This window comes from Allobosea sp. FW305-C-101 (assembly GCF_058783685.1).
Window position 1 is genome coordinate 30,825 of the sequence record NZ_JBYSYT010000005.1, and the last position, 13,555, is coordinate 44,379.

12 protein-coding genes are annotated in these 13,555 nt (G+C 68.2%); 9 read left to right on the forward strand and 3 right to left on the reverse strand.

Annotation, left to right across the window (positions count from 1 at the left end):
• The first annotated feature begins 132 nt into the window (after positions 1-132).
• A complete protein-coding gene (murB, locus tag AC3WMA_RS20175) occupies positions 133-1,059 on the forward strand; it encodes a UDP-N-acetylmuramate dehydrogenase (protein WP_492287140.1) in 927 nt (308 codons plus the stop codon).
• Here murB and AC3WMA_RS20180 read toward each other — a convergent pair.
• Positions 1,034-1,927, reverse strand: coding sequence for an EamA family transporter (locus tag AC3WMA_RS20180; protein ID WP_492287141.1), 894 nt, complete (start codon positions 1,925-1,927; stop codon positions 1,034-1,036). The genes murB and AC3WMA_RS20180 overlap by 26 nt on opposite strands.
• A gap of 36 nt (positions 1,928-1,963) precedes the next feature.
• Positions 1,964-2,548 (reverse strand): nitroreductase family protein, encoded by a 585-nt coding sequence (locus AC3WMA_RS20185; RefSeq protein ID WP_492287142.1) that lies wholly within the window; start codon positions 2,546-2,548, stop codon positions 1,964-1,966.
• 111 nt (positions 2,549-2,659) lie between these two features.
• Here AC3WMA_RS20185 and AC3WMA_RS20190 point away from each other — a divergent pair, with 111 nt between their 5' ends.
• The 8 genes from AC3WMA_RS20190 to recN all read left to right on the forward strand — a co-directional run bounded on the left by AC3WMA_RS20190 (position 2,660) and on the right by recN (position 12,531).
• Positions 2,660-3,169: a MarR family winged helix-turn-helix transcriptional regulator gene (locus tag AC3WMA_RS20190; protein WP_492287143.1), complete on the forward strand. Its 510-nt coding sequence runs from the start codon at positions 2,660-2,662 to the stop codon at positions 3,167-3,169.
• A 121-nt stretch (positions 3,170-3,290) separates the two neighbouring features.
• Positions 3,291-4,205 (forward strand): D-alanine--D-alanine ligase, encoded by a 915-nt coding sequence (locus tag AC3WMA_RS20195; protein WP_265060244.1) that lies wholly within the window; start codon positions 3,291-3,293, stop codon positions 4,203-4,205.
• Positions 4,206-4,210: 5 nt separating this feature from the next.
• Positions 4,211-5,173 carry a cell division protein FtsQ/DivIB gene (locus AC3WMA_RS20200; protein ID WP_492287144.1) on the forward strand — a complete coding sequence of 321 codons (963 nt, stop codon included), beginning with the start codon at positions 4,211-4,213 and terminating at the stop codon, positions 5,171-5,173.
• A gap of 32 nt (positions 5,174-5,205) precedes the next feature.
• Positions 5,206-6,501, forward strand: coding sequence for a cell division protein FtsA (gene ftsA, locus AC3WMA_RS20205; protein ID WP_257734567.1), 1,296 nt, complete (start codon positions 5,206-5,208; stop codon positions 6,499-6,501).
• 96 nt (positions 6,502-6,597) lie between these two features.
• Positions 6,598-8,304 (forward strand): cell division protein FtsZ, encoded by a 1,707-nt coding sequence (gene ftsZ / locus AC3WMA_RS20210; protein WP_492287145.1) that lies wholly within the window; start codon positions 6,598-6,600, stop codon positions 8,302-8,304.
• Between the two features lie 303 nt (positions 8,305-8,607).
• Complete coding sequence (lpxC, locus tag AC3WMA_RS20215) at positions 8,608-9,555, forward strand: UDP-3-O-acyl-N-acetylglucosamine deacetylase (RefSeq protein WP_492287146.1); 948 nt, start codon at positions 8,608-8,610, stop codon at positions 9,553-9,555.
• 304 nt (positions 9,556-9,859) lie between these two features.
• Positions 9,860-10,777 carry an outer membrane protein assembly factor BamD gene (locus tag AC3WMA_RS20220; RefSeq protein ID WP_492287439.1) on the forward strand — a complete coding sequence of 306 codons (918 nt, stop codon included), beginning with the start codon at positions 9,860-9,862 and terminating at the stop codon, positions 10,775-10,777.
• A gap of 71 nt (positions 10,778-10,848) precedes the next feature.
• Complete coding sequence (gene recN / locus AC3WMA_RS20225) at positions 10,849-12,531, forward strand: DNA repair protein RecN (protein ID WP_492287147.1); 1,683 nt, start codon at positions 10,849-10,851, stop codon at positions 12,529-12,531.
• A gap of 5 nt (positions 12,532-12,536) precedes the next feature.
• Here the strand turns inward: recN and aidB are convergent, their stop codons facing one another.
• Positions 12,537-13,358 (reverse strand): AidB family quorum-quenching N-acyl homoserine lactonase, encoded by an 822-nt coding sequence (aidB, locus tag AC3WMA_RS20230; protein ID WP_492287148.1) that lies wholly within the window; start codon positions 13,356-13,358, stop codon positions 12,537-12,539.
• Between the last annotated feature and the right edge of the window lie 197 nt (positions 13,359-13,555).

Here is a 13,555-nt window from a genome sequence, read left to right on the forward strand (position 1 = left end):
CTCGGGCGAAGCGCAGACTCGAGAATCGCGGCCAGAGGAGGCAAGGGAGCCTCCTTCGGCAAGAGATGCTCGGGTCAAGCCCGAGCATGACGAGCGTTTCCCTCCGCGACCATCCTGCTCTAAAGCGACGCCATGCCCTTCGCAGACCTCTCCTCCGATATCCGCGCCTCGGCTCCCGACCTGCGGGGCCGGCTTCTCGCCAATCAGGAGCTTTCGGGCCTGACCTGGTTCCGCGTCGGCGGCCCGGCGCAGATCCTGTTCACGCCGGCCGATGACGACGACCTCGCCTATCTGCTGTCGAAGCTGCCGGAGGACGTTCCGGTCACGGTGATCGGGCTCGGCTCCAACCTGATCGTGCGCGATGGCGGCATTCCCGGCGTCGTGATCCGGCTCGGCGGCAAGGCCTTCGGCGAGATCGCGCTGGAGAGCGGCGATCGCCTGCGGGCCGGCACGGCCGTGCCGGACGTCAAGGTCGCCCGCGCCGCGGCGGATGCCTCGCTCGACGGGCTTGCTTTCTATCGTGGCATTCCCGGCTCGATCGGCGGGGCGCTGCGCATGAATGCCGGCGCCCATGGCGGCGAGACCACCGACGTGCTGGTTTCGGTGCGTGGCGTCACCCGGAAGGGCGAGATCGTGACGCTCTCCCATGCCGATATGGGCTTCACCTATCGCAACAGCGCGGCCGCGACCCGCGACATCATCTTCACGTCCGCCCTGTTCCAGGGGCGGCCGGGCGATCAGGCGGAAATCCAGGCCGAGATGGACCGAGTCACGGCGGCGCGCGAGGCGGCGCAGCCGATCAAGGAGCGCACCGGCGGCTCGACCTTCAAGAACCCCGATGGCGGCAAGGCCTGGAAGCTGATCGATGCCGCCGGCTGCCGTGGCCTGCGCGTCGGCGGGGCGCAGGTCTCGGAGATGCACTGCAACTTCCTGATCAACACCGGCGGCGCGACGGCTGCCGATGTCGAGGGGCTCGGCGAGGAGGTTCGCCGCCGGGTCAAGGAGAACTCCGGCTTCGAGTTGCAGTGGGAGATCAAGCGGCTCGGGGTTGCGGCGTAGCCGCGACTGCCGAGGCGCGGCGGCGCGACAGGATCATCCCGACGATCGTCGAGCCCAGAACGATCGCGATGCCGAGGAACTGAAGCGGGCTCAGCCATTCGCCTAGCAGCAGGGCGCCCAGAATCGTCGCCATGGTCGGGCTGAGCAGCCCGAGGAAGGCGACGCCGGCGCCGAGCGTCGTGATGCCCCTGATCCAGAGCCAATAGGTCAGGGCGGTGCCGATCAGCACGAGATAGGCGAACCCGAGCCCGTTCAGGGCGGTGGGGACCGGTGGCAAGCCTTCTGCGATCAGTGCGACCGGCAGCAGGATCAGGCCGCCGAGCGTGAGCTGCCAGGCCGCGATCGCGAGCGGCGAACCCATCTTGCCCCAGCGTTCGATCAGCACGGTTCCCGTCGCCATCGAGGCGGCGCTCAGGAGGCCGGCGATGATGCCGATTGCATCGGGCTTCGCATGCGGATCGAGCACCAGCAGAGCGACGCCGACGAGCCCGGCGAGCGCGGCCACGATCTGGCCGCGGCCCGGACGTCGGTTGAGCAGGGGCCAGGCGAGCAGCCCGACGATCAGGGGCTGGGTCGAGCCGACGGTCGCGGCGAGCCCGCCGGGAAGCCGTGCGGCGCTGACGAAGAGCAGGGCGAAGAAGATGCCGATATTGGCGAGGCCGAGCGCCGCCAGTGGCAGGAGCTTGTCACGCGGCGGCAGGCCGGGGCCGAGCGCCATCAATAGCAATCCGGCCGGCAGGGCCCGCAGCGCGCCGACGAGCAGCGGATGATCGACCGGCAGCGTCTGGGTGAAGATGATGTAGGTCGTGCCCCAGATGCAGGGCACGAGGATCGTGGTCAGCAGGGTTCTGTTGAGGCTGAGCGACATGGCTGGCTCCCAAGCGGGATGATGGTCACGGGACGGTCAGGCGGGGAAGCGGCCGGCGAAGGCGGTTTCCGTCAGAGGCCGGCGCAGGCTCGGCTGCTCGCGGTCCCGCAGAGCCGGCGGCAAGAGGTCCGGCGTTCCGCGGCGACCGATCGCGACGGCGATCTCGATGCGGAAGCGGCCGGGCACGGCAAGGTTGCGGCGCGCGACATCGTATTCGAGCCCCGCCATGGCGTGGGCGTGATAGCCGAGCCGGGTGGCCTGAAGGGCGAGCTGGGACCAGGCTGCGCCGGTGTCGAAGCTGCGCAGCGCCGGGGATTGCGCCTGCGCATCGGCCGCGTCTGCGCCGGCATCCGACAGCACGAAGACGAGGGCCGCGGCATTCTGCGCCCACTCGCGGTTGAAGTCGTCGAGCGAGGCCAGGAATTCCGGCCAGTGCGCATCGCCGCGCAGGGCGTAGAGGAAGCGCCAGGGCTGCTCGTTATAGGCGGAAGGCGCCCAGCGCGCGGCCTCGAGCATCGTCAGCAGGGCATGCTGGTCGATCTCTTCGGGCTGGAAGGCGCGGGGGGACCAGCGGTCGAGAAAGACCGGGTCGATCGGGAAACTGGCGATCCTCGGTTCCATGGCAGGATGTCCGTATGGCTTGCCCTGAGAGGGGCAGGTGGTATGGTGGTTCGAAGTCAGATATTTTGACGTCAAATTATTTGATGTCGTGTAATTAGGTGAGGCGTGAAAATGAGTCAAGAGCGCCGGGACGCGCAGGGCGGCCCGATGGATTCGATCCTGGCGCAGTGGCGGCGGGAGCGGCCGGATCTCGACACGAGTGTGATGGCGGTGTGTGGGGATCTCTGGCGCGCGGCGGACCGGGTGCGTGAGGGGGTTTCCGCCAATCTCGCGGGGGATGATCTCGATCTCGCCGGCCATGACGTGCTGCTGACGCTCCGGCGCCAGGGCAGGGGGCGGGCGCTCTCGCCCTCCGAACTCGCCGCGGACATGATGATCTCGACCTCGGCGATGACGAACCGGCTCGACCGCTTGCAGAAGCGCGGGCTGATCGAGCGGCAGCCCGATCCGGCCGACCGGCGGGCGCTGCGGATCGTGCTGACGGAGGCCGGCTTCGCCCTGGTGGACCGAATCGTCGTCAGCCATGTCGCGACCGAGGAGCGGTTGGTCAGCGCGCTTTCGGCGGAGGAGCGCGCCGAGCTGAGGCGGCTGCTCGCGAAGATCGGTCAAGCCCGGCCATAGCGGGTTTCGCGCGGCTTCAGGGTTGCGGGCCGGTACTTCCCGTCAACGCCGGGCTCGTCATGGTTAACGCGCTGTTAACCAAGTTTAACGAGGTTGGACGCATCGCAGGAGCGAAGCGTCGATGACCAGACATGTTGCAGTGCTGATGGGCGGATGGTCCGTCGAGCGGGAGGTCAGCCTCAACAGCGGCGCGGCCTGTGCGCGGGCACTGGAGAGCGTCGGCTACCGCGTCACCCGCGTCGACGTGCAGCGCGACATCGCCGAGGTGCTGGCGAAGCTGAAGCCCGACGTCGCCTTCAACGCCCTGCATGGCCGCTTCGGCGAGGACGGCACGATCCAGGGCGTGCTGGAAATCCTGCGCATTCCCTATAGCCATTCCGGCGTGCTGGCCTCGGCGCTGGCGATCCGCAAGGACCGGGCGAAGACCGTGGTGAAGGCGGCAGGCGTTCCCGTTGCCCATGGCGTCAACGTCTCGCGATTCGCGGCTGCCAAGAAGCATGTCCTGCCGCCTCCTTACGTGCTCAAGCCGATCGACGAGGGCTCCTCCGTCGGCGTCGTCATCGTGAAGAAGGGCAGGGAACACCCGCCGCAGGAAATCGCCCGGCCGGACTGGCCTTGCGGCGAGATGCTGTTGGCCGAAACCTTCATTGCCGGGCGCGAACTGACCTGCGCCGTGATGGGCGACCGCAGCCTCGGTGTGACCGAAATACAAGCCGCAACCGGTGAGTTTTACGACTACGACGCGAAGTACGCGAAAGGCGGCTCGATCCACATCTGTCCGGCGCAAATTTTACCGAAAATTTACCAGCAGATCGAAGAGTGTGCGTTAACGGCGCATCAAGCAATCGGATGCCGGGGCGTCAGCCGATCTGACTTCCGCTACCACGACGAGAGCGACACGCTCGTCTGGCTGGAGGTCAATACGCAGCCCGGGATGACCGAAACCAGCCTGGTGCCCGAGTTGGCTGCCCATGCGGGCCTGGATTTCGGTGAGCTCGTCAAATGGATGGTGGAGGACGCCTCCCTCGATCGGTGAAAGCGATGACGACGAAGACCGTTGCCATGCCCCGATATGCGCCTGCCCGGCCGCTCTCCCGGCTCCCGGTCGCGCCTGCCGCCCCCCAGCTGCTGGTGGGTGAGCAGCGCCAGGGTCGCTGGATGCGCCGCTCGCGCCGCAGCGCGGTCGCGGTGCCGCTGGCCCAGCGCCTGCCGCAGAGCCTCGGCACCTGGCTGGCGCTCGGCTTCCTCACGCTCAGCCTCGGCAGCGGGTTCGTGCTCGGCGGCCACTGGCAGGCCATGCAGGACAATTACGGCGAGCCGCGCCACATGTTCGCGCGGGCGCTCGGCTTCGGCATCGACCGCGTCACCATCTCCGGCCTCTCGGGCCTGTCCGAGCAGGAGGTCCTGGTCGCGGCCGGCATCGATTCGAAGACCTCGCTGGTGTTCTTCGACGCCGACGAGGCCCGCAAGCAGCTGGAGGCGACGCCGCTGATTCGCGAGGCCGCCGTCCGCAAGCTCTATCCGGGCGAGGTCTCGATCGCGCTGACCGAGCGCGAGCCCTACGCACTCTGGCAGGTGAAGGGCGAGCTCTTCGTGATCGCGGCCGACGGCACGGTGATCGACAAGATGGACGATGGCCGCTTCGCCTACCTGCCGCTCGTCGTCGGCAAGGACGCCAATAACCGCGCCGCCGAATATCTGGCGATCCGCAATCAGGCGGGCGCCTTCGCCCAGCATATTCGTGCCGCGACGCTCGTCTCCGGGCGCCGCTGGAACCTGAAACTCGACAACGGCATGGATGTGCGCTTGCCCGAGACCAAGCCGGAAGCCGCGGTGCAGCGCCTCGTCTCGCTGGAGAGCGATTACCGCATCCTCGACAAGGATGTGCTCGCCATCGACCTGCGCCAGCCCGACCGGGTGACGATGCGGCTCTCGGAGGAGGCGGCCGCGGCGCGCGCCGACCAGCTCAAGAGCAAGGCCAAGAAGAAGGGAGGCGAGGCGTGAACCACGTCACCTCCCAGGGCCTGACCCCCCGCATGCGTCCGCTGTCGTCGCGCAAGAGCGCGACCTTGTCGATTCTCGACATCGGCACCAGCAAGGTCGTCTGCCTGATCGCCGAGCTCAGCCCGGCCGAGACCAATGAGCGGCTGCGCGGGCGCACCCATGTCGCCCGCATCATCGGCATCGGCCACCAGCGCTCGCTCGGCCTGAAGGGCGGCGCGATCGTCGATCTCGAAAGCGCCGAGCGCGCCATCCGCGCCGCGGTCGACGCGGCCGAGCGCATGGCCAAGGTCGAGGTGCAGTCGGTCATCGTCAACCTGACCGGCGGGCGCATCGGCTCGCAGCATTATGCGGCCAGCGTCGATCTGCGCTCCGGCTCCGTCGGCGACGGCGACGTGAAGCGCGTGCTCGCGACCGCCGCGACCCATGCTCTGCGCCCCGGCAAGGCGGTGCTCCATGCCCTGCCGACCGGCTATGCGCTGGACGGCGTGCCGGGTGTGCTCGATCCGCGCGGGCTGATCGGCGGCAAGCTCTCGGTCGATATGCATGTCGTCGCCAGCGAGGCGGCGGCGGCGCGCAACGTCATGCTCGCGGTCGAGCGCTGCCATCTCGAAGTCGAGGCGGTGGTCGCGACCCCCTATGCGTCCGGCCTCTCGGTCCTCGTCGACGACGAATCGGAGATGGGCGTCGTCCTCGTCGATCTCGGCGGCGGCTCGACCTCGCTCGGCGTGTTTTCGGGCGGGCATCTCGTCCATGCCGACGCGATCGCGGTCGGCGGCAACCACATCACCATGGACGTGGCGCGCGGCCTCTCGACCCGCGTCTCGGCGGCCGAGCGGCTGAAGACGCTGCATGGCTCCTGCATCTCCAGCGCCTCCGACGAGCGCGACATGATCGCGGTGCCGCAGGTCGACGACGACGAGCGCGACATGCCGAACCATCTGGCCAAGTCGCATCTGGTGCGGATCATCAAGCCGCGCGTCGAGGAGATCCTCGAACTGGTGCGCGACCGATTGAACAATGCCGGCTTCTCGGCCCAGGCCGGGCGGCGCGTCGTCCTCACCGGCGGCGCCTGCCAGCTCACCGGTCTGCCGGAAGTGGCGCGGCGCATCCTCGGCGGCCAGGTCCGGACCGGCCGGCCGCTCGGGATCAAGGGCTTGCCGGAAGCCGGCAAGGGCCCGGCCTTCGCGGCGGCGGTCGGCCTGCTGGTCTATCCGCAGGTCGCCCATGTCGAGCATTTCGAGCCGCGCGCGGCCGGCGGGCGGCCTCTGATGACCGGGACGGACGGGTATTTCTCGCGTGTCGGGCGGTGGCTGAAAGACAGTTTCTAGTGAGTACGGCTCGTCCTTAGGGCGGGCCACGGCGTCAAACGTAGCAATCGGGACGGCTCCCGCCAGGCGCCGGACAAGGGATCAAAAGAGGCAACCATGGCGATGAATCTGCAAGCCCCGGACATCCGGGAACTGAAGCCCCGGATCACGGTGTTCGGCGTCGGTGGCGCCGGTGGCAATGCGGTCAACAACATGATCGAGGCCGGCCTCGACGGTGTCGATTTCGTCGTCGCCAACACCGATGCGCAGGCTCTCGCCCTGTCGCGCGCTTCCCGCATCGTTCAGATGGGCCTGCAGGTCACCGAGGGCCTCGGTGCCGGCTCGCAGCCGGAAGTCGGCCGCGCGGCCGCCGAAGAGGTCATCGACGAGATCCGTGACCATCTGGCGGGCGCTCACATGGTCTTCATCACCGCCGGCATGGGCGGCGGCACCGGCACCGGCGCTGCTCCCGCGATCGCCCGCGTCGCCCGCGACATGGGCATCCTGACCGTCGGCGTCGTCACCAAGCCGTTCCAGTTCGAAGGCCAGCGCCGCATGCGCATGGCTGAAGCCGGCATCGGCGAGCTGAACGAGGCGGTCGACACCCTGATCGTCATCCCGAACCAGAACCTGTTCCGCGTCGCCAACGAGACCACCGGCTTCGCCGACGCCTTCGGCATGGCCGACCAGGTGCTCTATTCGGGCGTCGCCTGCATCACCGACCTGATGGTCCGCCCCGGCCTGATCAACCTCGACTTCGCCGACGTTCGCGCCGTGATGCGCGGCATGGGCAAGGCGATGATGGGCACCGGCGAGGCGCAGGGCGAGAAGCGCGCGCTGACCGCGGCCCAGGCCGCGATCAACAACCCGCTGCTCGACGACGTCTCGATGAAGGGGGCACGCGGCCTGCTGATCTCGATCACCGGCGGGCGCGACATGAAGCTCTATGAGGTCGACGAAGCCGCCACCCGCATCCGCGAGGAGGTCGATTCCGAGGCCAACATCATCGTCGGCGCCACCTTCGACGAATCGCTCGAAGGCACCGTGCGCGTCTCCGTCGTCGCGACCGGCATCGACAAGCCGATCTCGTCGCTGGTCGAGAACGACGACACCGAGGCCCGCATCGCCCAGGTCGCTGAGCGCCTGAAGGCCGAGGCCCGCCTGCGCAGCAACGCCGCCGTCGCCACCACCCGCCCGGTCGCCCCGCCGGCTCCCGTGATCGAGACCGCCCGTGTCGCCCCGATGCCGATGCCGGAACCCGCTCCGATCGCCCAGGTCGCGCAGGACATCCGCATCGAGCCGGTGCAGCCGCGCCCCGTCATGGCCGCTCCGCCGGCTCCCGAGCCGGTCCACCATGCCGAGCCGCACCTGCATTTCGACGAGAGCTTCATCCCGCCGATGCCGGAGCGCGCCGTCGTTCGACCGACCCGCATGCCGCGCGTCGAGGATCTGCCGGCTCCCGGGCAGGCCCAGCTCAACGCGCATCGCGGCGCCCAGCCCGCGCCGCAGCCGCCGAGCGCCGTCGAGCAGAAGCGCATGTCGCTGATGCAGCGCCTCGCCTCGGTCGGCTTCGGTGGCCGCAAGGACGAGGAGGCCGAGATGGCCCCGGCCCCGGCGCCGGTGCGCCAGATGCCGCAGGCCCCGATGCCGCAGGCGGCCGCGCCGAGCGCAGCGCACGCCGAGTACATGCGCCGCCCGGCGCCGCAGCCGGCCTCGCGTCCGGCCCAGGGCCAGCTCGACCCGCATGGCCGCGCCGCGCCGACTCGCTCCAGCGAGGAAGACCATCTCGAGATCCCCGCCTTCCTCCGCCGCCAGGCGAACTGATCGGACCCGAGCCTCTCACGGCTTTGTAACAAGCCCGCCGCGGATCATCCGCGGCGGGTTTTTCGTCGTTAGAAAATGTTTATCTTTCAGCGCTTTATATGACCCGCTCTGCCTGAGCAGCGCTGTAACACAGCGAAAGAAAGCGTGATTTTGAGAGGCGGCTCCAAAAGCTTATCTTGCGGCGCATCAGAACGACAGCGTCGCCGGGTTCGCTCCGGTGCCGGCCTTGGATAGACATCGTGATCCTGCCACCCCGCCAAGGCGGATGAGAGGCGATCCCGATGATCAGGATTGGATGACGGAATGAGCTTCGATCGGCAGACGACCCTGCGCGCAGCCGTGACCCTGACCGGGATCGGCGTCCATTCCGGAGCCCCCGCCAGCATCTGCCTGAAGCCCTCCAGCGCCAATTCCGGGGTCGTCTTCCTGCGCACGGGCATCGAGGGCATGCCGCCCCAGCTCATCCACGCCAAGCACACCAAGGTCAGCGCCACCGAGCTCTGCACGGTCATTGGCGATCGCGGCCCGGCCTCGGTCTCGACCATCGAGCACCTGATGTCGGCCTGCGCCGGCATGGGCCTCGACAACGTGCTGGTCGAGATCGACGGGCCGGAAATGCCGATCATGGACGGCAGTGCCCGCGAGTTCGTCGCCGCCATCGAGGCGACCGGCATGACCACGCTCACCGCGCCGCGCCGCTATCTCAAGGTTCTCCAGCCGGTCCGCATCGAGCAGGGCCGCGCCTTCGCCGAGCTCGCGCCGGCCGAGCATGGCTTCCGCCTCGATGTCGAGATCGATTTCGACAGCGTCGTGATCGGCCGCCAGCGCAAGGTCTTCGACCTCGACGCGCAGGCCTATGCCAGCGAGATCTCGAAGGCCCGCACCTTCGGCTTCATGCGCGATGTCGAGCAGCTCTGGAAGGCGGGCTTCGCCCAGGGCGCCTCGCTCGAGAACACCGTCGCCGTCGGCGAGGACAAGGTGATCAACCCCGAGGGCCTGCGCTACGGCGACGAATTCGTGCGCCACAAGGTGCTCGACGCGATCGGCGACCTCGCGCTCGCCGGCTATCCGATCATCGGCGAGTTCCGCTCCTATTGCGGCGGCCACCGGATGAATGTCCAGATTCTCCAGGCGCTGTTCGCCGATCGCGCGAATTTCGCGATCGTCGAATCCCAGCCGGTTTTCGCGGCGCCGCGCGCCGTGCAGATGGCTGCCGCTGCGCCGGCCGCCTTCGCACCGGACCTGCACTGAGAGGCCCCTCCGGGTTTTGCCGGAGGCTCCAGGCGCGGCGAAACGCAGCTTCGCCTTCCTATCGCCGGGTTTTTGTCCCAGATGCCGCAGCGATGCGGAATCCCGTCATAACCGATTTTCGGCAGTGGCGCGGGGGAAGCGTCTGAGGTAAGGCATGCTTCCCGGAGACTGGATCGCCACGCGTCCGACCAGACGCAAAGCGGCGACCCAGCCTTGGTTTCAGCATCGGATTGTTCCGAAAAGTGGCTTCCACTTTTCGGTCCGATGCACGAGGGACGATCGAAAGAGGACGGACGACGTGAGCGTGACGCGGCAAAGCCTTCCGGCAATCCATCGCGGTCTTTCGCCGCGCAGGGGCATCCCCCTCGCGCTGGGCGCCGCCTTGCTGCTCGGCGGCTGCGATACCCTGTCCTCGCTCAATCCCTTCGACAAGCCGGAGGTCTACAAGCCGGACCTGACGCCGGTGACGCCGGCCGACAAGCTCTACAACGAGGGCCTCGCCCGCCTGCAGAGCGGCGACAGCGAAGGCGCCGCGAAGCGGTTCGAGGATATCGACAAGACCGCGCCGTTCTCGCCCTATGCCCGCAAGGGCCTGCTGATGACGGCCTATACCAATTTCCAGGCGTCGAAATGGGAAGAGGCGATCACCGCCTCGAAGCGCTTCATCGCGCAGAACCCGGCGAGCCCGGATGCGGCTTATGCTCAGTACATCCTGGCGATGTCCTATTATAACCAGATCCCGGACGCGACCCGCGACCAGGAGCGGACGGGCCAGGCGATCCAGGCGCTGGAACAGCTCATCGCCAATTACCCGAAGTCGGAATACGTCATCGACGCCAAGGAGAAGCTCCTGGTGGCGCGTGACCAGCTCGCCGGCAAGGAGATGAATGTCGGGCGCTACTATCTGGAGAAGCGCAACTACACCGGCGCGGTGAACCGCTTCCGCGAAGTCATCATCAAGTACCAGACCACGCGCCATGTCGAGGAGGCGCTGATGCGCCTGTCCGAGGCCTATATGGCGCTGGGCATCACCAACGAGGCGCAGACGGCGGCAGCCGTCCTCGGGCACAACTTCCCCGACAGCCCCTGGTACAAGGACGCCTATGCCCTGCTGCAGAGCGGCGGTCTGGAGCCTCGCGAGGATCGCGGCTCCTATATCAGCCGTGCCTTCCAGGGCTTCTCGCGCACGGTCGGCGGGATCGTTGGGCTGAACCGCCTCTGACGAGAGAGGAGGCCCCTCGCATGACGGGCCACGGGCAACCCTTCCGTCTCCAAAGACAGGCGTGAGCGCCGATGCTGGCGCAGCTCTCGATTCGCGACATCGTCCTGATCGACAGGCTCGATCTCGGCTTCCATGAGGGGTTGAGCGTGCTCACCGGCGAGACCGGTGCGGGCAAGTCGATCCTGCTCGACGGCTTCGCGCTGGCGCTCGGCGGGCGCGGCGACGGTTCGCTCGTGCGCCATGGCGAGGCTCAAGGGCAGGTCAGTGCCGTCTTCGACCTGCCGCTGACCCATCCCGCCCGCAAGCTGGCGCAGGCGCAGGAGATCGATACCGATGGCGATCTCATCCTGCGCCGCGTGCAATATGCCGACGGACGCACCCGCGCTTTCATCAACGACCAGCCGGTTTCGGTGCAGATTCTGCGCATGGTCGGCGCCGCGATCGTCGAAATCCACGGCCAGCATGACGACCGCGCCCTGACCGATCCGGCCCAGCACCGCGCGATCCTCGACGGTTTCGGCGGGCTGGAAGCGCAGGCCGAGGCGGTCGCCGGTGCAAGCGAGACATTGAAGCGGGCGCGGCAGGCCCTGCAATCGCAGCGCCTGCGGGTCGAGGCGGCGCGCAAGGAAGCGGATTTCCTGCGCCATGCCGTCGAAGAGCTCGGCAAGCTCGCACCGCAGGCCGGCGAGGAGGATGCGCTTGCCGCGACCCGCCAGGGCATGATGCAGGCTGAGAAGGTCGCACGCGATCTCAACGAAGCCTATGAGGCGGTCGGCGGCCAATCCTCTGCCATTCCGACGCTCGCCGCCGTGCTGCGCCGGTTGGAGCGCCGGGCTGGCCAGGCGCCGGAACTGGTCGATCCCTCGATCGCCGCACTCAACACTGCGATCGTCGCGCTGGAAGAGGCCGGCGAGGCACTCGCCGCCGCGACGCGCGCCGCAGAATACGACCCGCGTGAGCAGGAGCGCATTGAGGAACGGCTGTTCGCGCTCAGGGCTGCCGGTCGCAAATACGATGTGCCGGTCGATGGGCTCTCCGTGCTGGCGGCGACGATGGCGAGCGATCTTGCTGCGCTGGACGAGAGCGAATCGTCGCTGTCACGGCTCGAAGCGGAATTGAGCGAGGCGGAAGTGGCCTTCGTCGGGCTGGCCCAGGCTCTGTCGCAGGCGCGGCAAGCGTCGGCGGCGCGGCTCGATGCGGCGGTAAAGGCCGAATTGCCGCCGCTCAAGCTGGAGCGGGCCCGTTTCATCACGCGTATCGACAGCGATGCGAACGCGCGCGGGCCGGAGGGGTTCGACAAGGTCGAGTTCTGGGTTGAGACCAACCCGGGCACGCGGCCGGGGCCGATGATGAAGGTCGCCTCCGGCGGTGAGCTCTCGCGCTTCATGCTGGCGCTGAAGGTCGTGCTGGCCGAGCGCGGCTCCGCCCCGACCCTGGTCTTCGACGAGATCGACACGGGCGTGGGCGGTGCCGTGGCCGATGCGATCGGCGAGCGATTGGCGCGGCTAGCCGGCCGGGTGCAGGTGATCTCGGTGACGCATGCGCCGCAGGTCGCGGCCAAGGCCGGGCAGCATTTCCTGATCGCCAAATCGGCCGGGGAGGGCGAGGCCTCGCGCACCGTGACGCGGGTCACGGCGCTGGAGGATCAGGCGCGGCGCGAGGAGATCGCGCGGATGCTGGCCGGCGCCTCGATCACTGAGGAAGCCCGCGCGGCGGCCGGGCGCCTGCTGCAGGCGGCGGGTCTGCGGGGCTGAGGCCGTCAGGCCGCGACCAGTTCGTAGCCGGCGCCCTTCTTGATCACCCGCCTGAACCCTTCGACATGTCCGCCGGACACGAGCCAGTTCTCATGCGCGGCGCGCTCCAGGATGCCGCGGCGGGAGGCCAGCGCGGTCGCGGCGTCGAAATCGTAGACGAAGCCGATATCCGGGTCCGAGGCCTGGAGATCGGAGAGGTGCAGAGCATCACCCCAGAGCAGCAGGCTCTCGCCGTCGCCCTCGATCAGGTAGCCGCTATGGCCGTGGGTGTGGCCGGGCAGGGGGATCAAGCTGATGCCCGGATGGGCCTCGCCAGCCGGGACAGCGCGGATGCGGCCGGCATAGTTCTTCTTCAATGTGGCTGTGATTGCGAAGGCGCCTTGCTTCTTCTCCGGCGTCCGTGCGCGATTGGCCTCGTCGCCGTAGAAGCCGAAATCGGCTTCGGGCACGATGATCTCGGCGTTCGGGAAACGTGCCTTGTCGCCGTCGAACAGGCCGAGCGCGTGGTCGCCGTGGAGATGCGTGATCAGGATGCGGGCGACGTCCTCGGGCGCGATGCCCGCATCGGCCATGGCGCTCGGCGCATGGCCCATCGCTTCGCCCCAGGACGGGCCGGTGCCGGTATCGATCAGCGCGATGCCACCCGGGCCCTTCAGCGCGAAGCAGTTCACGGTGATGCTGACCTTCGGCTTGCCCCAGCGCGCGACCGCCTCGTCGCGGGCGGCCTCGCCATCGGCATGGATGAGGACATCGAGCGGCGCTTCGAAGACGCCGTCATGCAGGATCTGGACCTCATAGGCGCCGATGCGGCGGGGTTGCTGGACCATTGGTGTTCTCCGCTTCGGCATCACGCATCGTCGATGAGGCCGGAAGCTAGTGGCGGGGACGCCGGGCCGGCAAGGCGCGTCCGGCCCGGCTCAGCCCTGCGCGGGGCGCGGGAATGCCGCATTTCCTTTTGTGTCACTTTGCTTTATGAGCCGCTGTCATCCGATGGTGCAGCATGCCCGTTAGATCGCCATATGTC

Coding starts and splice junctions, on each gene's coding strand:
- murB (WP_492287140.1), top strand. CDS start 133: ATGCCCTTCGCAGACCTCTCCTCCGATATCCGCGCCTCGGCTCCCGAC.
- AC3WMA_RS20180 (WP_492287141.1), bottom strand. CDS start 1,927: ATGTCGCTCAGCCTCAACAGAACCCTGCTGACCACGATCCTCGTGCCC.
- AC3WMA_RS20185 (WP_492287142.1), bottom strand. CDS start 2,548: ATGGAACCGAGGATCGCCAGTTTCCCGATCGACCCGGTCTTTCTCGAC.
- AC3WMA_RS20190 (WP_492287143.1), top strand. CDS start 2,660: ATGAGTCAAGAGCGCCGGGACGCGCAGGGCGGCCCGATGGATTCGATC.
- AC3WMA_RS20195 (WP_265060244.1), top strand. CDS start 3,291: ATGACCAGACATGTTGCAGTGCTGATGGGCGGATGGTCCGTCGAGCGG.
- AC3WMA_RS20200 (WP_492287144.1), top strand. CDS start 4,211: ATGACGACGAAGACCGTTGCCATGCCCCGATATGCGCCTGCCCGGCCG.
- ftsA (WP_257734567.1), top strand. CDS start 5,206: ATGCGTCCGCTGTCGTCGCGCAAGAGCGCGACCTTGTCGATTCTCGAC.
- ftsZ (WP_492287145.1), top strand. CDS start 6,598: ATGGCGATGAATCTGCAAGCCCCGGACATCCGGGAACTGAAGCCCCGG.
- lpxC (WP_492287146.1), top strand. CDS start 8,608: ATGAGCTTCGATCGGCAGACGACCCTGCGCGCAGCCGTGACCCTGACC.
- recN (WP_492287147.1), top strand. CDS start 10,849: ATGCTGGCGCAGCTCTCGATTCGCGACATCGTCCTGATCGACAGGCTC.
- aidB (WP_492287148.1), bottom strand. CDS start 13,358: ATGGTCCAGCAACCCCGCCGCATCGGCGCCTATGAGGTCCAGATCCTG.